This window comes from Micromonospora sp. C97 (genome assembly GCF_018070385.1).
Classification (GTDB): domain Bacteria; phylum Actinomycetota; class Actinomycetes; order Mycobacteriales; family Micromonosporaceae; genus Micromonospora; species Micromonospora parva.
In genome coordinates this window covers 292,636-315,457 of sequence record NZ_JAGPXU010000002.1, presented here as the reverse complement: position 1 = coordinate 315,457, position 22,822 = coordinate 292,636, and the positions used below count along the sequence as shown (strand labels likewise).

The 22,822-nt window shown below is 73.0% G+C and carries 22 protein-coding genes; 17 read left to right on the top strand and 5 right to left on the bottom strand.

The window, feature by feature from the left end; translation table 11 throughout:
• Positions 1 to 49: 49 nt before the first annotated feature.
• From KBX26_RS04630 to KBX26_RS04585, 10 genes are all read left to right on the top strand, one after another.
• A complete protein-coding gene (locus tag KBX26_RS04630) occupies positions 50 to 850 on the top strand; it encodes an alpha/beta fold hydrolase (RefSeq protein ID WP_030329711.1) in 801 nt (266 codons plus the stop codon).
• Positions 843 to 1,418 carry a TetR/AcrR family transcriptional regulator gene (locus KBX26_RS32915; protein WP_030329713.1) on the top strand — a complete coding sequence of 192 codons (576 nt, stop codon included), beginning with the start codon at positions 843 to 845 and terminating at the stop codon, positions 1,416 to 1,418. The genes KBX26_RS04630 and KBX26_RS32915 overlap by 8 nt, the downstream gene beginning before the upstream one ends.
• 55 nt (positions 1,419 to 1,473) lie before the next feature.
• A complete protein-coding gene (locus KBX26_RS04620; RefSeq protein WP_030329715.1) occupies positions 1,474 to 2,763 on the top strand; it encodes a hypothetical protein in 1,290 nt (429 codons plus the stop codon).
• A 44-nt stretch (positions 2,764 to 2,807) separates the two neighbouring features.
• Positions 2,808 to 4,190 carry an efflux RND transporter periplasmic adaptor subunit gene (locus tag KBX26_RS04615; protein ID WP_210864803.1) on the top strand — a complete coding sequence of 461 codons (1,383 nt, stop codon included), beginning with the start codon at positions 2,808 to 2,810 and terminating at the stop codon, positions 4,188 to 4,190.
• Entirely contained in the window at positions 4,187 to 5,197 is a 1,011-nt protein-coding gene (locus tag KBX26_RS04610) for an ABC transporter ATP-binding protein (RefSeq protein WP_307857747.1), read from the top strand. Before KBX26_RS04615 ends, KBX26_RS04610 begins: the two co-directional genes overlap by 4 nt.
• The gene (locus KBX26_RS04605; protein WP_210864802.1) at positions 5,194 to 6,378 is read left to right on the top strand and encodes an ABC transporter permease; all 1,185 of its coding nucleotides are present in this window, start codon (positions 5,194 to 5,196) and stop codon (positions 6,376 to 6,378) included. The genes KBX26_RS04610 and KBX26_RS04605 overlap by 4 nt, the downstream gene beginning before the upstream one ends.
• A 212-nt stretch (positions 6,379 to 6,590) precedes the next feature.
• Entirely contained in the window at positions 6,591 to 6,800 is a 210-nt protein-coding gene (locus KBX26_RS04600) for a helix-turn-helix domain-containing protein (RefSeq protein ID WP_007465625.1), read from the top strand.
• Between the two features lie 262 nt (positions 6,801 to 7,062).
• Positions 7,063 to 7,164 carry a 30S ribosomal protein bS22 gene (locus KBX26_RS04595; protein WP_007465623.1) on the top strand — a complete coding sequence of 34 codons (102 nt, stop codon included), beginning with the start codon at positions 7,063 to 7,065 and terminating at the stop codon, positions 7,162 to 7,164.
• Positions 7,165 to 7,283: 119 nt separating this feature from the next.
• Positions 7,284 to 8,360 (top strand): NAD-dependent epimerase/dehydratase family protein, encoded by a 1,077-nt coding sequence (locus tag KBX26_RS04590; RefSeq protein ID WP_030329729.1) that lies wholly within the window; start codon positions 7,284 to 7,286, stop codon positions 8,358 to 8,360.
• A 235-nt stretch (positions 8,361 to 8,595) separates the two neighbouring features.
• The gene (locus KBX26_RS04585) at positions 8,596 to 9,477 is read left to right on the top strand and encodes a lysophospholipid acyltransferase family protein (RefSeq protein WP_210859084.1); all 882 of its coding nucleotides are present in this window, start codon (positions 8,596 to 8,598) and stop codon (positions 9,475 to 9,477) included.
• A gap of 10 nt (positions 9,478 to 9,487) precedes the next feature.
• On the opposite strand, the gene KBX26_RS04580 is transcribed toward KBX26_RS04585, so the two are convergent.
• The 3 genes from KBX26_RS04580 to KBX26_RS04570 all read right to left on the bottom strand — a co-directional run bounded on the left by KBX26_RS04580 (position 9,488) and on the right by KBX26_RS04570 (position 12,620).
• Positions 9,488 to 10,357: an HAD family phosphatase gene (locus tag KBX26_RS04580; RefSeq protein ID WP_030329732.1), complete on the bottom strand. Its 870-nt coding sequence runs from the start codon at positions 10,355 to 10,357 to the stop codon at positions 9,488 to 9,490.
• A 126-nt stretch (positions 10,358 to 10,483) separates the two neighbouring features.
• Entirely contained in the window at positions 10,484 to 11,374 is an 891-nt protein-coding gene (locus tag KBX26_RS04575; RefSeq protein ID WP_210859078.1) for a DUF5667 domain-containing protein, read from the bottom strand.
• A gap of 289 nt (positions 11,375 to 11,663) precedes the next feature.
• A complete protein-coding gene (locus KBX26_RS04570) occupies positions 11,664 to 12,620 on the bottom strand; it encodes an ECF subfamily RNA polymerase sigma factor, BldN family (RefSeq protein ID WP_030329736.1) in 957 nt (318 codons plus the stop codon).
• Positions 12,621 to 13,118: 498 nt separating this feature from the next.
• On the opposite strand from KBX26_RS04570, the gene KBX26_RS04565 reads away from it, so the two are divergent.
• From KBX26_RS04565 to KBX26_RS04555, 3 genes are read left to right on the top strand one after another with little or no spacing between them, the layout of a single operon-like run.
• Complete coding sequence (locus tag KBX26_RS04565) at positions 13,119 to 14,813, top strand: AMP-binding protein (protein WP_210864801.1); 1,695 nt, start codon at positions 13,119 to 13,121, stop codon at positions 14,811 to 14,813.
• Positions 14,803 to 15,057, top strand: coding sequence for a glutaredoxin family protein (locus KBX26_RS04560; protein ID WP_030329740.1), 255 nt, complete (start codon positions 14,803 to 14,805; stop codon positions 15,055 to 15,057). Before KBX26_RS04565 ends, KBX26_RS04560 begins: the two co-directional genes overlap by 11 nt.
• Before the next feature lie 20 nt (positions 15,058 to 15,077).
• Positions 15,078 to 15,740 (top strand): HAD family hydrolase, encoded by a 663-nt coding sequence (locus KBX26_RS04555; protein ID WP_030329742.1) that lies wholly within the window; start codon positions 15,078 to 15,080, stop codon positions 15,738 to 15,740.
• On the opposite strand, the gene KBX26_RS04550 is transcribed toward KBX26_RS04555, so the two are convergent.
• The gene (locus KBX26_RS04550) at positions 15,721 to 16,374 is read right to left on the bottom strand and encodes a response regulator transcription factor (protein WP_030329744.1); all 654 of its coding nucleotides are present in this window, start codon (positions 16,372 to 16,374) and stop codon (positions 15,721 to 15,723) included. The two genes, KBX26_RS04555 and KBX26_RS04550, sit on opposite strands and share 20 nt — an antisense overlap.
• 58 nt (positions 16,375 to 16,432) lie before the next feature.
• Complete coding sequence (locus KBX26_RS04545; protein WP_030329746.1) at positions 16,433 to 17,737, bottom strand: sensor histidine kinase; 1,305 nt, start codon at positions 17,735 to 17,737, stop codon at positions 16,433 to 16,435.
• A 370-nt stretch (positions 17,738 to 18,107) separates the two neighbouring features.
• Here KBX26_RS04545 and KBX26_RS04540 point away from each other — a divergent pair, with 370 nt between their 5' ends.
• The 4 genes from KBX26_RS04540 to KBX26_RS04525 are packed head-to-tail and all read left to right on the top strand — an operon-like array spanning position 18,108 to position 22,814.
• The gene (locus KBX26_RS04540) at positions 18,108 to 18,878 is read left to right on the top strand and encodes a redox-sensing transcriptional repressor Rex (protein WP_030329747.1); all 771 of its coding nucleotides are present in this window, start codon (positions 18,108 to 18,110) and stop codon (positions 18,876 to 18,878) included.
• Positions 18,875 to 20,272, top strand: a complete 1,398-nt coding sequence (locus KBX26_RS04535; protein ID WP_210864800.1) for a glutamyl-tRNA reductase — start codon at positions 18,875 to 18,877, stop codon at positions 20,270 to 20,272. The genes KBX26_RS04540 and KBX26_RS04535 overlap by 4 nt, the downstream gene beginning before the upstream one ends.
• Positions 20,269 to 21,237, top strand: coding sequence for a hydroxymethylbilane synthase (gene hemC, locus KBX26_RS04530; RefSeq protein WP_030329749.1), 969 nt, complete (start codon positions 20,269 to 20,271; stop codon positions 21,235 to 21,237). The genes KBX26_RS04535 and hemC overlap by 4 nt, the downstream gene beginning before the upstream one ends.
• Entirely contained in the window at positions 21,234 to 22,814 is a 1,581-nt protein-coding gene (locus KBX26_RS04525; RefSeq protein ID WP_030329750.1) for a uroporphyrinogen-III synthase, read from the top strand. The genes hemC and KBX26_RS04525 overlap by 4 nt, the downstream gene beginning before the upstream one ends.
• Positions 22,815 to 22,822 lie beyond the last annotated feature (8 nt).

Here is a 22,822-nt window from a genome sequence, read left to right as displayed (position 1 = left end):
TCGGCTATCCGGCTTGCCAAACTCGGCTAAGCGACTTAGCTTTAAGGCTATGACAGCTAGCCAGGTGTGGCGGGACGGTGGACACATCGCGTACGAGGTGCAGGGCGAGGGGCCGCTTGTCGTCCTCGCGCACGGCATGGGAGAGAACAGGGCGAGCTTCCGGCACCTCGTGCCCCTGCTGGTGGCCGCCGGTCACCGGGTCGCCTCGGTCGACGTCCGGGGCCACGGGCAGTCCAGTGCCGGCTGGCCCACGTACGCCCCGGCGGAGGTCGGCGCGGACCTGCTCGCCGTGGTCCGCGACCTCGACGCCGGCCCGGCCGTGCTGGTCGGCAGCTCGTCCGCCGCGGCGGCGGTGGTCTTCGCCGCCACCGATGCGCCCGAGCTGGTCACCGGCATCGTGCAGATCGGCGCGTTCGTTGGCCAACCGAAGCTCAACCCGTTGCTGCGGATGGCGATGTGGTCCGTGCTGCACAGCCCCCGACTGTTCGGGATGTTCCACAACACCCTGTTCCCGGTGCGCCGACCCGCCGACGACGCGGCCTACCGTCGTTCGATGGTGGCCAACCTCCGCGAGCCCGGCCGGATGGCCGCGACCCGCGGCGTGATCGCACCGGCCGAGCCACACTGGACCAGCCGCGCCCCGCAGGTGCGGCAACCGGTGCTGGTGCTGATGGGGTCCAAGGACCCGGACTTCCCCGACCCGGGAGCCGAGGCACGAGCCGCCCGGCGGCTCTTCGGCACCGCCGAAGCCCGGATGATCGGGGAGTCCGGCCACTACCCGCACGCCGACCAGCCGCAGCGCACCGCCGAGGAGCTGCTCGGTTTCCTGGCGGTGTGCGCCGGTGCCTAGGGTCGGCCTCAACCAGCAGACAGTGGTGCGGGAGGCCGCCCGGCTGGCCGACGAGGTCGGCTTCTCACAGCTCACCCTCGCCGCGCTCGCCAACCGGCTCGGTGTCGCGCTGCCCAGCCTCTACAAGCACGTGCGGGGGGCGGACGCGCTGGCCCAGAAGCTTGCCGCACTGGCCACCGCCGAGCTGGCCACCGAGATGACCACCGCCGCCGTCGGCCGCTCCGGTGGCGACGCGCTCCGGGCCATGGCGAACGCCTACCGTGGCTACGCCCACCGACACCCCGGTCGCTACCCGGCCACCCAACGGGTGCCCGACCCGGCCGACCCGGAGCACGTCGAGGCCGGCGAACGCGCCGTCGGTGCCGTCGTCGCGGTCCTTCGGGGCTACGGGCTCACCGGTGACGACGCGGTGGACGCCACCCGCGCGCTGCGCAGCGCCCTGCACGGCTTCGTGACCCTGGAGGCCGCCGGTGGGTTCGGTCTGCCCCGCGACGTCGACCGCTCGTACCAGCAGTTGATCGCGAGCATGGACATCTCCTTCCGCTCCTGGCCGGGCACCGGCGCGTGAGCCGGCGGCCGGGGCGGCCTCGCCGTGTCCAGGTATTGGTCGTACCCTTCGGCGGGTGACTGACGAGGTGCAGCGGCCAGCACCACGGCGGCTCTGGCCGCTGTGGACGGTGCTCGTGGTGGTGTTCCTGCTGCTGGGCTGCGGCCTGCCGGCGGCGCTCGTCGTCGGAGTGATCCGGGAGACAGGCGCGCGCCCCACCGTCAGCCGGGTCGGTGCCTCGGCTGCCGACGATCCGGCCACCGCCGTGGCCCGCGGGTTGTCCGACCGGATCACCGCCCAGCTGCACCGTCAGTCCGCGGCGCTCCTCGGTGGCGACCGCGCCGGTTTTCTCGCCGTCGCCGACCCCGTCGCCCACAACGACCTGCGCCGACGCTTCGCCGCACTCCGCGAGCTGAAGGTGACCGGGTGGCGGGCCGAGCCGAGTGGTCTGCCCGTGCCGATCATCGGCAAGCCCGGCGAGTGGCGGCTGCTGGTGCGCTTCCAGTACTGCTTCGTCACGCCGAACTGTCGACCCAGCCCGGTGCTGATCGGCACCCGGTGGCGGGAGAACGGTGACCAGCCCCTGATGGTCGCCATGGAGGAATCCAAGTCGGTGGAGACCGGCACCCGACCGTGGGAGATCAGCGACCTGGCGGTCGCCGTCGGCGCGCGGACCATCGTCGCCACCACCCCGGCGCTGCGCGGCAAACTACCCGGCCTGCTCGCCCAGGCCGAGGCGGCGGCCAAGGTCGCCGACGGGTACGCGGTGACCGGGTCACCGCCGGACCGCTACCGGATTTTCTACGCCGGGCGCACCGAGTGGCAGCGCTGGTACGGCGGGGAACGCCCAGAATGGACCGGCGGTTACGCGGTGACAGTGGGCGGCGGCCACCACGAGGTGGTGCTCAACGCCGAAGGGCTCACCAACAGCGGCACCGACGACCTCCTGCGGCACGAGCTGACCCACGCGGCGTCGTTGCCGGAGCGTGGCTACCCCGGCAAGCTCACCTGGTGGTTGGTGGAGGGGCTGGCCGAGTTCGCCGGTGCCGGCGGCCAGGCGGTCGACAGGTACGAAGGAGTCGCCGACGTCCGCAAGATGGTCCGGGGCGGCTGGGACGGCAAGTTGGAGGGCGTCAACCCCGCTGACGATGCCCCGGCCGAACGGGTCGCCGGCAGCTACGGCATCGGCTACCTGGCCGTCCGGCACCTCGTCGACAGGTACGGGCCGCTGCGGCTGCTCACCTTCTTCAAGACCGTGGTGCACGACGGCAGAACCCTCGACGTGGCGTCCGAGAAAGCGTTCGGCGAGCAGTGGTCGACACTGCACGACGAGTGCGTCGCCTACGTCCGCGCCACCGCCGGCTGACGCAGCTCAGAGGTGGTGCGAGGGCACGCCGTACCATCGATGGGGTGCGCCGCCCTCAGTCGTCACGGCCCGCCGGCACCACGCGGCCCCGCCTGCTCGTCGCCCTGACCGCCGTCGTCGTTCTCACCGCCACCACTGCCGCCTCCTGCGGCGACGAAGGCCCCGACCTCGCGTTGGCGTCGGCCGCCCGTAACCCGGTCACCGAGGTGATCGACGCCCCGGCCACCGTGACGGCCCGTGCCGCCGCCACCGTCACCGCTCCCGCCGACGGCACCCTGTCCAGCCTGCGCGTCCAGCCTGGACAGCGGGTCAAGCGCGGTCAGGTGCTGGCCGTTGTCGACTCGCCGAGCGCGCAGCAGCGCCTGCGGCAGGCGAAGGAGGCCCTGTCCGCCGCGAAGCGCGCCGGCCGGGGCGTCGGAGCGGGAAACCTGACCAGCAGCCGGCGCGGCACCGACAAGGCCGCCAACGAGGCGTTCGATGCCGCCCGCAAGGCCGCCGACAAGATCTCCGACCCGCAGCTGCGGGATGCGCTGTTGACCCAGGTGACATCCGCGCAGAAGCAGTACACCGCCGCCGCGCGCAGCGCCGACCAGGCGGTCCGGGCGGTCCAGCGGGGGATCAACGGGTTGAGCTCCGCCGTCGGCGCGCTCTCCGCGGCGCAACGGCTCCAGGCCCAGCAGGCGTACGACCTGGCGAAGGCGAGTGTCGACGCGTTGACGCTGCGCGCCCCGATCGCGGGTGTGGTGCAGCCGGGTGGCACCCGGGCCGGCGGCGGGGCGAACGCCGGTCTGGCCGGGCTGTTGGAGCAGGCCGGGGGCGCTGGCCTCGACCCGTCCGCGCTGACTCCCAACCAGAGTGGGCCGCCGGCCGGGGTGGACGACGCGGTCGCGGTTGGCGGGCTGGTCACCGCCGGAGCGCCGGTGCTGACAGTGGTGGACACCGGGCAGTTGGGTCTGCTCGCCGAGGTGGACGAGACCGACGTACTGCTGGTCAAGGCCGGCGTGCCGGCAACTGTCGAGTTGGACGCCGTCACCGGCGCCAGCTACGACGCCACAGTCCGGTCGGTCGACGTGCTGCCCACCAACTCCGCGCAGGGCGGGGTCACCTATCGGGTACGCCTGGCGTTGGGTGCCGGAAAGCTGGCCGAGGACGAGCCGGCCCCGACGCCCCGCCCCGGCATGAACGCGATCGTTCGCCTGCGGGTACGCGAGGCTGTCGACGCGGTGACCGTCCCCGCCTCGGCGGTGTTCTCCGCCGACGGCCGGGACGCGGTCTGGGTGGTCCGCGACGGCAAGGCCGGCCGGGCGTCGGTGACGGTGGGCGTCCAGGGGTCCGACCTGGTGCAGATCCTCGACGGGGTGCAACCCGGCGACCGGATCGTGGTGCGCGGTGCTGACCAGGTCCGCGACGGCCAGGAAGTCCGGTGACCGAACCCGCCGCTTCAGGTCCGCACGGCGGGGAGCGTGCCCCGGCCATCGAGGCGGTGGACGTCTCCCGGACGTACCAGCTCGACGGGGTGTCGGTGGCGGCGCTGCGTGGGGTGTCGTTGACCGTGCGGCCGGGGGACTACGTGGCCCTGGTCGGGCCGTCCGGCTCGGGCAAGTCCACCCTCATGCACCTGCTCGGTGGGCTGGACCGGCCCACCGGTGGCCGCCTGGTGATCGGCGGGCGGGACGTCAACGCCCTCGCCCCGCCGGAGATGGCGACCCTGCGCAACGAGACGATCGGCTTCGTCTTCCAGGCGTTCCACCTGTTGCCGCGTACCTCGGCGGTGGAGAACGTGGCCCTGCCCCTGGTCTACCGGGGGGTGTCGGCCCGGCAGCGGCGGGAACGGGCGGCGGCGATGCTCGGCCGGGTCGGTCTCGGGCACCGGCTGGACCACCGGCCCAACCAGATGTCCGGCGGTGAGCAGCAGCGGGTGGCCATCGCCCGCGCGTTGGTCACCGAGCCGACGGTGCTGCTGGCCGACGAACCCACCGGCAACCTGGACAGCGTCACCGGTGCCGCCGTGCTGGAGCTGTTGGAGCAGTTGAACGAGGAGTCCGGGGTGGCGCTGGTGATGGTCACCCACGACCAGGAGGTGGCGGCCCGCGCCCACCGTCGGATCACCATGCGCGACGGGGTGGTCGTGGCGGACAGCGCACGCCCGCCGGGCGCGGACACCGACCCGCACTCCGCCCATGATCGACCGCCGTCCGTTGATCACGGTCGACCTGCGACACTGGTCCCCGCTCCCAGCGCGGAGCCCCGGTCCGCGTCCGGAAGCGGCCCGGGGCACCCGTCCGGTGGCTCCGGTGGCGCCGCCGGAGCCACCGGGCGCCTTCCGCGCGAGGCCGAGCGGCCACAGGCCGACCCGCGCGACGCCGACCCGCGTGAGGCACGCGACGCGGCTGTCGGTGAGCGCGCAGCCGAGCGTCCCGGGGGTACGACGTGAGGGTCGCCGAGGCGTGGCGGGTGGCGCTGGACGCCCTGCGGGCCAACCGGCTGCGCAGCGCGCTGACCATGCTCGGGGTCATCATCGGGGTGGCCTCGGTGGTGCTGCTGGTGGCCATCGGCACCGGCACGAAACAGAAGGTCGAGCAACAGGTCGAGGGCCTCGGCTCCAACCTGCTGCTGGTCGTACCCGGTCGGATCGAGGTGGGCAACGCGCCGGTCGTGTCGCCGCTGACCCTCAAGGACGTGGACGCCGTCAACCGGGTCGTCGGTGACCCCGAACGGGTGGCGGTCACCGTCGCGTCCGGGGCGACAGCGCGGGCCGGCGGCCGTTCCGACTTCACCACCGTGCAGGGCGTCCTGGAGACCACCCCGGCGGTGTTCACCAGGTCGCTGGCCCGGGGACGCTACCTCACCGGCACCGACGTGGACACCAGTCGACGGGTGGCGGTGCTCGGCGACTCGGTCGCCCGCGCGCTCTTCCCCGACCGGGACCCGCTCGGCCAGCAGGTGGCACTCGCCGGGGTGCGGTTCCGGGTGATCGGGGTGTTCGCGCCGCTCGGGCAGAGCCTCGGCGTCGACCGGGACGACGAGGTGCACGTGCCGGTGACCGCCGCGCAGCGACTCTGGGGCACCCAGCGGATCGACGGCATCGCGGTGAAGGCACCGGACCGGGAGCGCATCGACGAGCTGGGCGAACGGATCGTCGCCGAGCTGAACCGCCGCCACCCGGACACCGAGTTCAGCGCCGTCACCCAGCAGCAGATCCTCGGCGTGCTCGGCGACATCCTCGGTGTCCTCACCGGTGTGCTGGCCGCCATCGCCGGCATCTCACTGCTCGTCGGCGGCGTCGGCGTCTCCAACATCATGCTGGTCAGCGTCCGGGAGCGGACCCGGGAGATCGGGCTGCGCAAGGCCGTCGGCGCGCGTCCCCGCGACATCGGCGTGCAGTTCCTGCTGGAAGCGGTGCTGCTCACCACGATCGGCGGGGTCACCGGAATGGCGCTGGGCGTGGGAACCGCTCTGCTGGTCGACGCGCTGTCGCCGATCCCGGCCGCGATCACCTGGTGGTCGCTGGCGCTCGCCTTCGGCGTGTCGGCGGTGGTGGGCATCGTCTTCGGGGTGGTTCCCGCGCAGCGCGCCGGCCGCCTCGACCCGGTCGTCGCGCTGCGCACCGAATGAGCACCGCCGGAACAACCGGACGGTGCACGCGCACGGGCGGATACCGGGAGCACGGATCGGGTGAACCGGCCACCGAAACATGATCAGTTGCACGAAGGGATCGCGCCGGTCACAACCGCCCCGCTACCGTACTGGTAACACGCGCGTCGCCGGCCCGGCCCGGAGCATCCGTCGGGTTGGCACGCGCCGGGCATGGGATGGGTCGGTGAGCCATGGCCGGGTCACAGTCCGACGGACGGCTGTCGGAGGTCAAGTTCCTGACCGTCGCGGAGGTGGCGACGGTCATGCGGGTGTCGAAGATGACTGTCTATCGCCTGGTGCACAGCGGTGAGCTCACCGCCGTCCGGGTCGGCCGGTCGTTCCGGGTGCCCGAGCACGCGGTGCACGAATATCTCCGGGGTGCGTTTCAGGAAACCGCCTGAGCCACCACCACACCGCCCGCTGACCGGCATCGGTGAGCGTACGGAGTGAGATCGCGAGCCGCGCAGTCGTGGACCTGAGGCGGCCGCGACGGGGGCGCGTTGGTCCGGCTGACGCCCTCCGGCTACCCTGGAGCCCGACCGAGACCCCACAGGTGCGCCCCGCCGCCCAGACTGGTCCGGTCCGTTGTCCGCAAGCGGTCGCCGTCGCCACCTGCGTGGTGTCATCCGGTCCGCCCCGCACGTTGTATCGAAAGGCTGTCGTATGGGCTCGGTGGTCAAGAAGCGCCGTAAGCGCATGGCTAAGAAGAAGCACCGCAAGCTGCTGCGCAAGACCCGCGTCCAGCGTCGCCGTCTCGGCAAGTGATCGCCGCCGGGCTCAGCGCCCGGCGTGCGTCGCTTGCCAAACTGTCGACCTCCGGAGGCTCAGGTGATCAGGCCGTGGTCGTCCCGGCTCGGTCCATCCTGCCGGCGTAGGTGCGTCAGATGACCCCCGGTGGCACCTCAGGTGCTCCGGGGGTCGTCGTCGTCACCGGAGTGGGCCGTTACCTGGGTGCCCACGTGGCGGCCCGACTGGCCGCCGACCCCCGCATCGAACGGGTCATCGGGGTGGACGCACCGGACGCCGGCACCGAGTTCCCCGACCTGCTGGACCGGGTCGAACGGATCCGCGTCGACAGCGGAGCGCTCGGTGGCCTCCTCGCCGACCTGGACGTCGACGCGGTGGTGCACCTCGCGCTGGTCACCTCACCCGACCCGCAGCACGGCGGCCGGTCCGCGATGAAGGACCAGAACGTCATCGGCAGCATGCAGATGCTCGCCGCCTGCCAGCGGGCACCCCGGCTGCGCAAGCTCGTGGTCCGCTCGTCGACCGCCGCGTACGGGGTGTCGTTCCGGGATCCTGCGGTCTTCACCGAGGAGACCGAGCCCCGCGAGGTGCCGCGCGGCGGTTTCGGCCGCGACATCCTCGACCTGGAGGGGTACGTCCGTGGCTTCCGGCGCCGCCGGCCCGACGTCACCGCCACGGTGCTGCGCTTCGCCCCGTTCATCGGCTCGACCGCCGACACCACGCTGACCCGTTACTTCTCGCAGCCGTTCGTGCCGACGGTCTTCGGCCGCGACCCCCGCCTGCAGTTCCTGCACTTCGACGACGCGTTGGAGGTGCTGCACCGGTCGATCGTGGAGGACCATCCGGGCACGTACAACGTCGCTGGTCCGGGGGTGCTGTCGCTGTCCCAGGCGATCCGGCGGGCCGGCCGGGTCGCCGTGCCGGTGCTGGAGCCGGGTTTGTCGGGGGCCGCCGCGCTGGCCCGCACCATGGGCTTCGGCCGCTACGGCCTGGACCAGGTCGACCTCTTCGTGCACGGCCGGGTGGTCGACACCAGCCGGCTGGAGCAGGAGTACGGCTTCACACCCCGGTCGACAGCCGCCGCCTTCGAGGACTTCATCCGCGCCCATCACGGCGGGGTGGTGGTCACCCGGGATCAGCTGGCCGCCGCCGAGAAACTCGTCCTGGACGGCATCCGGCAGGTCCGATCAGCCATGCGGGAGCGGTCATCGTGAGCGCGAGGAGTGAGCCGGGTTTGCGAGCCCCGCAGTCGCGAACAGAGGTGGCGCTGTGAGTGCACCGGAGGAGGGGCGCGACCCGCAGTCGGTCGGGCGTTTCGACGTACCTCAGCAGGTGCCCGGGCCGGATGCGGAGCCGGCGCGGCGCAACGGACACCGGCCGGCCGCGCAGGCCGCGCCGACCCCGACCCCGGCAGCGCCCCCGACTCCGGCCGACCGGGTCGACGCCGGGCTGCGCGCGGGCACCGGGCCGGCGGTGGCGGACCGGCCGGGGGACCACTGGGACCGCAAGGTCGCGAACGGGTTGGCGTTTCTGCGCCGGCGGCTCGCCGGTGACTACGAGGTCGACGAGTTCGGGTTCGACTCGGAGTTGACCGACGCGGTCTTCCACCCGTTGCTGCGGGTGCTCTACCGGGACTGGTTCCGCACCGAGGTCAGCGGGGTGGAGCATGTGCCAGTGGACGGGCCCGCCCTGGTGGTCGGCAACCATTCCGGGACGGTGGCGCTGGACGCCCTGATCCTCTCCGCAGCGCTGCACGACAAGCATCCCGCCCACCGTTACCTGCGGTTGCTCGGCGCCGACCTGGTCTTCCGGATGCCTGTCGTCTCCGAGTTGGCCCGCAAGACCGGCGGCACGGTGGCCTGCAACCCGGATGCGGAGCGGCTGCTCGGCGGCGGCGATCTGGTCGGCGTGTTCCCGGAGGGTTTCAAGGGCATCGGGAAGCTCTACGCCGACCGGTACAAGCTGCAACGCTTCGGGCGGGGCGGGTTCGTCTCGGCGGCGCTGCGCACCGGCACCCCGATCGTGCCCGTCGCCATTGTCGGCGGCGAGGAGATCTACCCGATGCTCGCCGACATCAAGCCGCTGGCGCGGCTGCTCAAGCTGCCGTACTTCCCGGTCACGCCGACGTTCCCGTTGCTCGGCCCGCTGGGCATGGTGCCGCTGCCCAGCAAGTGGCTGATCGAGTTCTGCCCGCCGATCCCCACCGCCCACCTGACCGACTCGGCGGATGACCCGCTGGTGGTCTTCAACCTCGCCGACCAGGTGCGGGAGACCATCCAGCAGACCCTGCACACGTTGCTGGAGCGACGGCCCGACCCGTTCGGCCCGTAGCCGGCGGTCCTCAGCCGGCGCGCCGGCGGCGCTGGAGGGCCAGGCCGGCGGTGACCGCGCCGGCGACCAGCCCGGCCGCGGCAGTCGACGGTACGGCGATCTTGACCGCTCGCCGGCCGGTGCGGAAGTCCCGTACCTCCCAGCCGTGCTGGCGGGCCTGCCGCAGCAGAACGCCGTCCGGGTTGACGGCGACCGCCCGCCCCACCACGGAGAGCAGCGGCAGGTCGTTCGCCGAGTCGCTGTAGGCCGCGCAGCGGGTCAGGTCGAGCCCTTCCACAGCGGCGAGCTGGGTGACCGCCTCGGCCTTGGCCGGTCCGTGCATCAGGTCACCCACCAACCGCCCGGTGTACGCCCCGTCCACCACCTCGGCCACCGTACCGATGGCACCGGTCAGGCCGAGTCGGGCGGCGATCACCCGGCCGATCTCGACGGGGGCGGCGCTGACCAGCCAGACCCGCTGACCGGCGTCCAGGTGACGCTGCGCGAGCTGGTGGGTGCCGGCCCAGATCCGGGGGGCCATCAGCTCGTCGAAGATCTCCTCGGCGAGGTGTTCGACCTCGTTGACCCGCCAGCCCTCGACGAAGGCCAGCGCCGCCTCCTTGGCCAGTGACATGTCACCGGCGTGTTCCCGGGCGAGCAGCCGAAAACGGAGCTGCTGCCAGGCGAACCGGGCCAGGTCGGCGGTGGTCACGTAGTTCCGGGAGGCGAGCCCACGGGCGAACCAGTAGATCGAGGCGCCCTGCATCATCGTGTTGTCCACGTCGAAGAACGCCGCGCCGGTCGGGTCTGGTGCGCTGACCGGGGCCAGGTCGGTGTCCGCCCAGCCGGCGGTGTGCCCCTCGGCGTCGGTGCTGACCGTCACCTTACGGCTGCGCGCCACGCGATTCCCTTCCTTCCCGGTGCGACTGATGCTCCCTGGCGAGGGTATCCGCTGCAGACGGTCGACCGGCCGGGCACACAGCGAACTGTGGCGCGGCCGGTCGGACGTGCGGTATAGGGGCGCGGGTCAGCGATCGCCGGGGCAGGCGCTCGGGGCCGGGCCGAGGGCGTCGCTGGCGGTCGGTGCCGGCAGGCCGCAGGCGATTGCCGCGCGCAGGTCGTCCGAGCGTTCCCGGATGCTGTCCAGCAGCAGCAGTGACCGGTGGGTCCGGTCCCGGTCGACGCGGGTGCTCCCGTCGAGCAGGCCGCGTACCGCCCGGCGCTGGCTCGACACGAAGGTGTTGAGGGTGTCCAGGCTGCCGGGCTCGGCTCGTTGCACAGCGGCCGAGGTCAGCAGGCGAACGCCCTGCCGGGTGTCGGCGTCCATGTCGTCGAGGACCGCGCTGTAGCCGATCCGGTCGCCGCGCAGCTTGGCGGCTTCGCCGAGTCTGGTCCGGGCGAAGTCCAGGAAGAGTTGCCCTCGGCTGATGTCCGAGCTGGCCAGGGCGAGCTGTGCCCGTTCGGTGGAGCGCTTCATGCCGTACAGCGCGTCACCGGGCACCGCGTTCTCGCTGGCGGCGGAGATCCCGGAGACGGCGATCGCCCCGGCGGCGATGCCGACCAGGATCGCGCCCCGGGCTCGGGCCCGCCGGGCGGTGACCGCCGGCAGCAGCCGTCCTCGGGTGGTGGCGAGCCGCCCCCGGGTGGTCGTGGCTGCCGGTTCGCCGGCCGTCGCCGGTGTGCTGCCCAGCCCTTCCCGCTCGGCCGTCGCGAGCAGCATCGCCCGCAGGCCGGTGCGGAAGTCCTGGTCCACCTCGACAGCCGGGGGGTCGACGCTGAGCCGCTGACCCACTGCGACGAGCGGCGCGAGGTGGCCGTCCACCCGGGATCGCACGTGGTGTCGCCGAGCGCCGTTGGCCTCGTCGAGAAGCTGCGCGAAGCGCTCCGCGCGCCGGCGGGAGAAGAGGGTGTTGTCCACCGCAGGCACCTCCTCTCGCTGGTCACGGCCGGTCGGCCGCCGTCGTTGCCAGCGACCGGGCGGCAGTGTGACACCACGGAGGTGAGGTGCCGCCGGCATGCCGGTCGGACCTCGGTGACCCGGACCTGCCGGGACATCCACCGGTCGCACCCGGAGAAACGCGGCGGGCCGGGCACGGGTTACGGGCCTGGCGGAGCGGAAATTACAGAAAGTGATGGTCATCACCAGGCGGGACCGACCCTGAGCTGCGCGGACGTTGATCGACGCCCGTCGGCCCCGCCGTAACAACCTACGGCTGGAAGCCGTCGGGCAGCAGTCGGGCCAGGGCGCGGACGGCGCGGTACTGGAGGGCCTTGATGGCTCCCTCGTTCTTGCCCATCGCGCGGGCCGTCTCGGCGACCGAGAAGCCCTGGAGGAAGCGGAGCACTATGCACTCCTGCTGCTCCGGGTTGAGCTGCTTGACGGCGGTGAGCAGCGCGACGTTGGTGATGTGCTCCACCACCGCCGCCTCCGGGCTGCCCTCCGGGCCCCGGTCCTCCCGGTCGGCGTCGAGCACGTCGCCGGTGGTGACCTCCAGTCGGTACCGGCCCGACTTGAAGTGGTCAGCGACCAGGTTGCGGGCGATCGTCACCAGCCAGGCGCCGAGGTCGCGGCCCTGCCAGGTGAAGCTGCCGATCCGCTTGAGCGCGCGCAGGAAGGTGTCCGAGGTGAGGTCCTCGGCGAGTTGCCGGTTGCCAACCCGGAAGTAGACGAACCGGAAGACGGTGTCCACGTACCGGTCGTAGATCAGACCGAACGCCTCGGACTCGCCGGCCTGGGCCCGCTCGATCAGCGTCCACACCTCGGTGGCCGGGTCGGACGGGTCCGGTCGGCTCGGGAAACCGGTCGGGGTGGTGGCGGTGGTGGCCGGCACCGCCGGGATCACCGCTGTCTCACCCGCCGCCGGGTCGGTGGTGACCGCCGGTGTGTCGCTTACCCGACGACCCTGCACGGGCATGGCGGGCCGGGACGGTACGGCCACCCGGCCGCCGGCCGGCTTCGCGTTCCCGCCGGGCACCGCGGGTCGCGGTGGTGGCTCGTTGTGATGTGGCCGGCTGCGGATCCGATGCGCCGTGCCGTCACCCCGCAGGCCGCCGCCGGGCTGCTCGTCCAGTGGGGCGCGGGCTGCTGGGCGCTCGTTGACGTGGGAGCGGGCCGGCTGACCGGTCAGGCCGACCGGGCGTTCCGCGTAACCGAAGGTGGTCACCGTGTTGCCCCCGTCCCGTCGGTTGCCGGCCGGGCCGGTCTGGGTCTCGTCGGGACGGACCGACCGGGTGACCGGTCGGGCAGGACGGTCGCGGGAACTGCCGACGGGCGGCAGTTCCGCTGGAGGTGCTGGTCCAATGCGCTCACAGGCACGGGGGCCTCCTCGGGCTGAGGGGTGTCGACTCACGGCAAATGGGGTGACCCGACCCGAGTGATGATAGGGCCAACGTCACCCGCGCGTGGCAAGTCCGTTACACAAGGCGGAAGTATTTCCCGCTCCGTCGCACCGATGGCGGACCGGTTGTCCGTCGTGTGCGATTGACTTTCCGTCGGCACGGTGTTCCAGGGTGGATGCCCAGGTGGGAGGCGTCCGCCTGTTCGGTTGGCCCGACACGCCGGCCGGTCGGGTGGGGGCGACCGAACTGCCTCTGATCGGCATCGCACGTCCCATTGACAGGACCTGATCGGACCGCCGATGGCACACCGGACAGTCCCGTGCATGGGACTGTCGCGGTGCCGCCCCCGCGGGTCCGCCCCGACCGCCGGGCGTGGCCCGTCACCGTGCGCTGTGCCAGACTCGACCACCGTGCCGGACCTCTCGGAAAGCCCCGCGCCGAACCTCGCCGACCGGGTCCGCCGGGCGGCCCTCGACCGGGCCGACCGGCCCGCGCTGCACTGGCACGAGCACACAGTGAGCTGGTCCGAACTGGACGCCGCTGTGGACGCCGCAGCCCGCGGCCTGTCCGCCGCCGCACCGCCCACCGACCCCGGCGCCACCCCGCCACGCGTCGCCATCGCACTGCCCAACACGCCGGACTTCGTGATCGCCTGGCTGGGTGCCCTGCGGGCCGGGCTGGTGACAGTGCCGGTCAACCCCGGCCTCACCGCCCCGGAACTCCGACACGTGCTGGCCGACTCCGGCGCGTCGGTGCTCGTCGCCACCGACCACGTACGAGGTCTGGTCGCCGACATCGCCGCCGAACTGCCCGCGCTCACCTCCGTGCACGGCACGCCACCGACCGTCGACGCACCCGGGCCGGCACCCCGCCCCCGACGAGGCGGCGCGGACCTGGCGGTACTGCTCTACACCTCCGGCACCGAGGGGCGACCCAAGGGAGCGATGCTGTCGCACCAGGCGCTGCTCGCCAACCACGAACAGGTCGCGCAGATCGAACCGCCGGTGGTCGGGCCGACGGACACCGTTCTCCTCGCGTTGCCGCTGTTTCACGCGTACGGGCTCAACTCGGGGCTCGGTGCTGTCGTGCACCACGGCGCCACCGGCGTGCTGCTCGACGAGCCGGGGCCGACGGCGGGGCTGGACGAGATCGCGCGGCACCGGGTCAGCGTGCTGGTCGGCGTACCGTCGATGTTCCTGACCTGGGCCGGCATGGCCGCGGCCCGGGCGGCGACCGCGTCGGTGCGGGTGGCGGTCTGTGGCGCGGCACCGCTCGAACCCGCTGTCGCGGCGCGCTTCACCGCTGTCACCGGGCATCAGGTGCACATCGGGTACGGCCTCACCGAGACCGCGCCGGTGCTCACCTCCACCCTGGTCGGCGGCGTGGCCAAGCCCGGTTCGATCGGCCGCCCGCTGCCCGGTGTGCGGCTCCGCCTGGTCGACGCCGACGGGGTGGAGCTGTGGCGCGACGGGCTGGCAGTCCCCGACGACGACCCGGATGAGCTGGACCTCTCCGACGTCGCGCCGGGCACCGACCCGGGGCAGATCGTGGTGTCCGGCCCCAACCTCTTCGCCGGGTACTGGCCCGATGGTCGGGGCGGCCCGGCCGCCGACGGGTGGTGGGGCACCGGTGACATCGCGTACGCCGACGAGGACGGAGACCTCTTCCTGGTCGACCGGCTCGGCGACCTGATCCTCGTCAACGGGTTCAACGTCTATCCGCACGAGGTCGAGCTGGTGCTCGCCGGGCATCCCGGGGTGGCCGAGTCGGCGGTACTGGGTGTGCCGCACCCGCGAACCGGCGAGACTGTCCGGGCGTACGTGGTGCCGGCGCAGGGACGACCGGTGACCAGCGAGGAGTTGCTCGCCCACTGCGCGCGGAACCTGGCCCGGTTCAAGTGCCCGACCGCCGTCGAGTTCGTCGACGCCCTGCCACACTCGGCGATCGGCAAGGTACGCAAGACCCAGCTCCGGTCGGCGACGCCGACCGACCGCACGGAGGTAACCGATGGCAACTGACGCCCGACTCGCGCTGATCACCCGACCCGGCTGCCACCTGTGCGACGACGCCAAGGCGGCGCTCGACCGAGTCGTGGCGGTCACCGGCGACAAGTGGGTCGAGTGGGACGTCACCGGCGACGAGGGGCTGGAACGGGAGTACGGGGACCGGCTGCCGGTGGTGATGCTCGACGGCAAGGAGCACGGCTACTGGCGGGTCGAGGAGGACCGGCTGCTGCGGGACCTGACCACGCCGCAGCTCTGAGGGGTGCCTATGGTGCTCTGATGACCCCTGCGCCCCCGCACCTCGTCTGGGACTGGAACGGCACCCTGCTCAACGACCTGAGTCTGGTGGTGTCCGCCACCAACGTCGTGTTCACGAGCCTGGGCGGGCCGACGGTCACCCCGGACGAGCACCGGGTGCGGTTCCGCAGGCCGATCGCCGAGTACTACGCCGAGGTGCTCGGGCAGGCCGTTGACGACGACGAGTTCGGCCGCCTCGACAAGATCTTCCACGAGGCGTACCGCACCGGGCTGACCACCTGTGAGCTGGCCGCCGACGCGCGTGCCGCGATGGCCGCGTGGCCGGGCAGCCAGAGTCTGCTGTCCATGTGGTTCCACGAGGAGCTGGTCCCGACCGTGCACACGTACGGGTTGACCGGCCACTTCACCCGCGTCGACGGGCTGCGGGCCACGGTCGGCGGTGGCAGCAAGACCGAACCGCTCCAGCGGCACCTGGCCGAGCTGGGCGTGGACGGCGCCTCGGTGGTGCTGATCGGCGACTCCATCGACGACGCGGACGCCGCGGTGGCGGTCGGCGGCCGGGCCGTGCTCTACACCGGCGGGTTCACCGACCCGGCCCGGCTGCGCGCCTCCGGCCACCCGGTGGCCGACACCCTCACCGACGCTGTCGCCCTGGCCCGGGAGGTCAGTTCCGCAGGTAGGTGAGGACGGCCAGCACCCGCCGGTGCTGTTCGGTGTCCGGCGGCAGGGTCAGCTTGGTGAAGATGTTGCGCACGTGCTTCTCCACCGCGCCGTCGCTGACCACGAGGGCACGCGCGATGGCGGTGTTCGAGCGCCCCTCGGCCATCAGGGCGAGCACCTCGCGCTCACGGGGGGTCAACTCGCGCAGCGGGTCGTCGCGGCGACGCCGGGCGAAGAGCTGACCGACCACCTCCGGGTCGAGCACCGTGCCGCCGCCCGCCACCCGGCGCAGCGCGTCCAGGAACTCGTCGATCGCCGCCACCCGGTCCTTGAGCAGGTAGCCGATCCCGCCGCCGGCGCCGCCGGTGGTGGCGAGCAGATCATCGGCGTACGAGACCTCGACGTACTGGGACAGCACCAGGATCGGGGTACGCGGCACCAGCCGGCGCGCCTCCACCGCGGCCCGCAGCCCCTCGTCGGTGTGCGACGGCGGCATCCGGACGTCGACGATCGACACGTCGGGCCGGTGCTCGACCACCGCCTCGACCAGGGCGTCACCGTCCCCGACGGCGGCCACCACCTGGTGCCCGCTCTCGGTCAGCAGCCGGACCAGCCCCTCCCGGAGCAGGACGGCGTCGTCGGCGATCACGATGCGCATGGCTGTGTTGTCTACCACGTCCGGCCCGTCGGGGCGGCTCGGCGCGGTGCCCGGGCGCTCACAGGGGCAGCTCGGCGCGGATCTCGGTGGGGCCGCCGGTCGGGCTGACCACCACCAGTTCGCCACCGGCGGCCCGGACCCGGTCGGCGATGCCGGCCAGCCCGTGGCCCTTCGCCAGGTGCGCCCCGCCCTGCCCGTCGTCGCCCACCCGTACCTGCAGGTGCGTGCCCTGCCGGACCACCGCCACCGTGGCCTCGGTGGCCCGGCTGTGCTTGGCGACGTTGGTGAGCGCCTCGGACACCACGAAGTACGCGGTGTTCTCCACCGCCGGGTCGAGCCGCCCGGCGGGGGTGCCGAGCTGCGGGTCCACCTGGAGCTCGATCGGGATCAGCCCGCGCCCCGCGAGCGCCGCCAAGGCGCTGGGCAGACCCCGGTCGACCAGGATCGGCGGCGCGATGCCCCGGGACAGCGCCCGCAGCTCGGCCAGCGTGTCCCGGGTCTGGGTGACCGCCTCGTCGATGGTGCGCCCAGCCGCCTCCGGATCCGAGGCGAGCTGCATCCGGGCTCGGCTGAGGTCCATCGCCAGCCGGACCAGGCGCTGCTGGGGGCCGTCGTGGATGTCCCGTTCCAGCCGGCGTAGCGCGGAGGCCTCGGCGGACACCGCGGCCCGTTTCTGCTCCTCCAGCACGGTGATCCGGTCGCGCATCTCGGCCACCCCGGTCAGCATGGCCTTGGCGAAGCTGGCCTGCAGCAGCGCGCAGCCCCGCACCACGATCGGCAGGGTGATCAGGAAGAACACCCCGAGCGCGGTGTACAGGCCGATCCGGGCGGTGGTCGAGTCGCCCAGGCCGAGCAACTGCGCCAGGTCCTGGTCACCCTCGCCGTCGGCCCGGGGCAGCGCCCAGTCGTACGCCCAGTAGAGCGAGCCGGTGATGGCCGCGGCCCACCAGGACACCGTCACCACGAAGGTGCCCACCGCCGCGATCAGCCGCAGGATGCCGTGTGCCAGGTCGAGCCAGGACTGGGCGTCCCGCATCGGCACGAAGATCCGCCGCCAGGCGTTCGCGCCGGCCTCGGGCAGCCGGTAGTGCGGCCGGATCCGGGGTTGGTGGAGCACCGCGGGCAGCCGCAGCCGCTCGACGTCGGCCAGCCCACGGGCGGCGTACAGGGTGCCGCTGAGGATCGGTAGGCCGATCACCGTGACCACCAGGCCGATGCCGACCGCGAGGCCGACGACGAGGAGGACGAAGCTGGCCACCGCCAGGGGCAGGCCCAGCACCACGTACCCGGAGTCGACGAAGAGTTGGCGGGGGATGCTCGGTGCCAGCGTCGGTCGGTCGCTGGTGGCGGCAACGGCGGTCATGCCCAAAGGCTAGGCAGCCGGGCGCGGTGTCCCCATCCCGAAACCCCGCCTCTCCTCCGTAGTGCTGCCCCTACCACCGCCGGGACGACCCGGGACAGGGCCGGCGCGGGATTGGTCAGAGAAGTCGGGATTGAGCAATAATCGCCCCGGCGGTGAGCGGACCAGGCCGTTCAATCGATCTTGTGGGATGGGGGTGCTGGTGCTGTCGCGCCACGCAGCGGCAAGATCGCGATTTGTGCACGTCTTCACAAGCGCCTACGCTGTGACTCCGACGCGCCCTGCTAGCACAGCCGGCAATCTCGGTCGCCAGCGGGAGTCCACAAACGGCCGACCAGCGGAGTTGGCCGAGGATCGCACCGCACGGAGTCTCATGAGTCAGCACCGTCACCCAGGCGCGCCCGGCCGCGCCGGTGCCGTACCGGCGCTCCCGGACCTGCCCGAGGCGACCGTCGCTCGGCTCCCGGAGTACCTGCGCGCGCTGCACAACCTGGCCGACACCGGGCACGAGACGGTCTCCAGCGAAGGCCTCTCCGCCGCCGCCGGGGTCAACTCCGCCAAGCTCCGCAAGGACCTCTCGCACCTCGGCTCGTACGGCACCCGGGGCGTCGGCTACGACGTCGCGCTGCTGATCGAGCAGATCGAGTATGTGCTCGGGCTCACCCAACGCCGGGCTGTCGCCCTGGTCGGCGTGGGTAATCTCGGTCACGCTCTGGCCGGCTACGACGGCTTCGCCAGCCGGGGCTTCCGGATCGCCGCACTGCTCGACGCCGATCCCTCCCGGGTCGGTGAGGAGATCAACGGCCTGGTGGTCCGGCATGTCGACGACCTGCCGACGGTCGCCGCCGAGGAATCCCTGGCGATCGGCGTGATCGCCACCCCGGCAGCCGCCGCCCAGCAGGTCGCCGACCAACTGGTCGCCGTCGGCGTGACGAGCATCCTCAACTTCGCGCCGTGCGTACTCTCGGTTCCGGAGGGGGTCGACGTGCGCAAGGTCGACCTCGCCATCGAGCTGCAGATTCTGTCCTTCCACGAGCACCGCAAGGCGTCGCTGACCGCGCTGCCCGCCACCGGCGGGTCCGCTCTCACCGCCCTGCCCGGCGGGTTCGCGGCCACCGACACCCAGGAGGCGATCGGCACGTGAAACTGCTTGTCGTCGGCGCGTCCTACCGGACCGCCCCGGTCGCCACGCTGGAGCAGCTGGCCGTGCCCCCCGCCGACCTCACCCGCACCCTGGACCGCCTGGTCGCCCAGCCGTACGTGGCCGAGGCGGTGATCGTCTCCACCTGCAACCGGGTGGAGGTGTACGCCGCCGTGTCCGGTTTCCACGGCGGGCTCGGCGACATCTGCGCCGTGCTGGCCGAGCAGGCCGGGAGCTCGCCGACGGCGCTGGCCAGCCACCTGTACGTGCACTACGACACCGCTGCCGTGGACCACGTCTTCCGGGTCGCCACCGGTCTGGACTCGATGGTGGTGGGCGAGGCGCAGATCCTCGGCCAGCTGCGTGACGCGTACCACTGGGCCACCGGCGCCGACTCGGCCGGCCGGCTGCTGCACGAGCTCATGCAGCAGGCGCTGCGGGTCGGCAAGCGGGCGCACGCCGAGACCGGCATCGACCGGGCCGGCCAGAGCGTCGTCACCGCCGCCCTGGAGCTGGCCGCCGGGCACTTCGACGGTGACCTCGTCGGCCGTCCGGCCCTGGTGGTGGGCGCTGGCGCGATGGGTTCGCTCGGGGTGGCCACGCTGTCCCGGCTGGGCGCCGGGCCGCTCATCGTCAGCAACCGGGGTGCCGACCGGGCCGTCCGCCTCGCCGAGTCGTACGGGGCGAGCGCCGCGCCGATGACCGAGCTGGCCGACACTCTCTCCACAGTGGACATCGTAGTGGCCGCCACCGCGTCCACTGAACCGGTCCTCACCCGGGCGGTGGTCACCACGGCGCTGGCCGAACGCGACCCGGCCCGGGGCCCGCTGGTCCTGCTCGACCTGGCCGTCCCGCGCGACGTCGAGGAGGGCGTCGCCGAGCTGCCCGGCGTCGAAGTGATCGACATCGACCGGATGGCGGGGCTGCTCGCCGACGGTCCGGCGGCCGCCGACGCCGCAGCCGTCGAACGCATCGTGCTCGGCGAGGTGGAGGGCTTCCTCACCTGGTTGCGCGGCGCCGACGTGGCGCCCACCGTGGCCGCGCTGCGGGGCCGGGCCGACGACGTGGTCAGCGCCGAGCTGCGCCGGCTGGCGCAGCGCCGCCCCGACCTCGGCGACGACCTGCGGGCCGAGGTGGCCCGCACCGTGCACCGGGTCGTGCAACGGCTGCTGCACCAGCCCACCGTCAAGGTCCGCCAGCTGGCCGCGGAGCCCGGCGGCGACCAGTACGCCGCACTGCTGCGCGAGCTGTTCGACCTCGAGGTGCCGCAGACCTCACCGGTCGACACCGTCCCCGACGTGCTGACCCCCGACCTCGGCCTGGGGCTCCCCGGCACCGGCCCGGTGTCCGCTGCCGACACCGCCGAACCGACCCCACCAACCGGAGGTGCGCGATGACCGCCCCCCTGCGCCTCGGCACCCGGGGCAGCACCCTGGCGATGGCCCAGTCCGGCCAGGTCGCCGAGGCGGTGACCGCCGCCACCGGCCGCCCGGTCGAGCTGGTCGAGGTGGTCACCGCGGGCGACCGCTCCACCGCGCCGGTGCACCGGCTGGGCGTCGGGGTGTTCGTCTCCGCCCTGCGCGACGCGCTCACCGCCGGGACGATCGACTTCGCGGTGCACTCGTACAAGGACCTGCCCACGGCCGGCGCCGGCGGGCTGCACATCGCTGCGGTGCCGGCCCGGCAGGACCCGCGCGACGCGTTGGTGGCCCGCGACGGCCGCACCCTCGCCGAGTTGCCGCCCGGTGCCACGGTGGGCACCGGCGCGCTGCGCCGGATCGCCCAGCTGCACGCCCTCGGCCTGCAACTGGAGGTCACCCCGATCCGCGGCAACATCGACACCCGCCTGGGGCGGGTGCTCGGTCCGGACGCCGACCTCGACGCGATCGTCCTGGCCCGGGCCGGTCTGGCCCGCATCGGCCGGACCGACGTGATCACCGAGACGTTGGACCCGATGCTGATGCTGCCCGCCCCCGCTCAGGGTGCGCTGGCCGTGGAGTGCCGGGTCGACGACCAGGACCTGGTCGGGCTGCTCGCGCTGCTCGACCACGCACCGTCGCGTGCCGCGGTCACCGCGGAACGCGCGTTTCTGGCAACCCTGGAGGCCGGGTGCAGCGCACCCGTCGCCGCCTATGCCGAACTCGCCGAAGGCGAGACCGGCGATGAGATCTACCTGCGCGGGGCGGTGATCAGCCCGGACGGCACTCGTGACCTCCGGCTGTCCCGCACCGGAACGCCCGCCGACGCGGCGGAGATCGGTAAGGCACTCGCCGCCGAACTCCTCGACCTCGGCGCCGACTCGATCCTCGGCCACGAAGGACACACCGGCCCGGGGACCCAGCAATTTGGGAGCACAGAATGACCCGCACCCGTAAGCCCGTCGGCCGTATCGCGTTCGTCGGGGCTGGCCCCGGTGACCCGGGCCTGCTGACCCGTCGGGCCCACGACGCCCTGGTCGACGCCGACCAGGTGATCTACGACCGGGGAGTCCCCGAGTCGTTGCTCGCCGTCGTGCGTGCCGAGGCCTCCGACGATGCCGAGTTCACCCCGGCCGAGGGCGCGCCGGGGGATGTGGCGAAGGTGCTGATCTCCGCGGCCCGCTCCGGGCTGAACGCGGTGCACCTGGTCGCCGGCGACCCGTTCGGGCACGACTCGGTGGTCAAGGAGGTGCAGGCGGTGGCCCGCACCGCCGCCCACTTCGAGGTGGTGCCCGGCGTCGGCCAGGCCGAGGGTGTGGCCACCTACGCCGGGGTCCCGCTGCCGGGTGTGCGTACCGCCGCCGACGTCGAGGACGTCAGCGCGCTGGACTTCGAGGCGCTGGCCACGGCGGTCGGTCGGGGCTCGCTCGCGCTCGCCGTGGACGCCGGTGACCTCGCCGCCGTCCGGGACGGGCTGCTCGCCGCCGGGGTCGACGGCACCACCGGTGTCGGGGTGACCGGCGACGGCACCGGCGAGACCCAGTACACGACCACGTCGACGGTGGACAGCTTCGTGGCCGCCGCGCTCGGCTTCACCGGCCGGGTGGTGCTCACCGTCGGTGTCGGGGTGGGGCAGCGCGACAAGCTGAGCTGGTGGGAGAACCGCCCGCTGTACGGCTGGAAGGTGCTCGTACCCCGCACCAAGGAGCAGGCCGGCGCGATGAGCGCCCGGCTGCGCGCGTACGGGGCGATCCCGTGCGAGGTGCCGACCATCGCGGTCGAGCCGCCGCGCACCCCGGCGCAGATGGAGCGGGCGGTCAAGGGCCTGGTCGACGGCCGGTACGCCTGGGTGATCTTCACGTCGGTGAACGCGGTCCGCGCGGTCTGGGAGAAGTTCGCCGAGCACGGCCTCGACGCCCGGCACTTCGGCGGCGTCAAGATCGCCTGCATCGGTGAGGCGACGGCGGACGCGGTCCGCGCGTTCGGCATCCAGCCGGAGCTGATCCCCGCCGGCGAGCAGTCCTCCGAGGGTCTGCTGGCCGAGTTCTCGCCGCACGACGAGATCCTCGACCCGGTCGGCCGGGTGCTGCTGCCGCGCGCCGACATCGCCACCGAGACGCTCGCCGCCGGGCTCACCGAGCGCGGCTGGGAGGTCGACGACGTGACCGCGTACCGGACGGTGCGGGCCGCGCCGCCGCCCGCCGAGATCCGTGACGCGATCAAGTCGGGTGGCTTCGACGCGGTGCTCTTCACCTCGTCCTCCACCGTGCGCAACCTGGTCGGTATCGCCGGGAAGCCGCACGCGCGGACCGTTGTTGCCGTCATTGGGCCCAAGACGGCGGAGACCGCGACGGAGTTCGGCCTGCGGGTCGACGTCCAGCCGCCGCACGCCTCGGTGCCCGACCTGGTGGAGGCGCTCGCCGCCTACGCCGTCGAGCTGCGCGAGAAGCTGGCCGCCATGCCGGCCAAGCAGCGCCGTGGCTCGAAGGTTCAGGGCCCGACCGCCCTGCGCTTCCGGTAGTCGTTCGA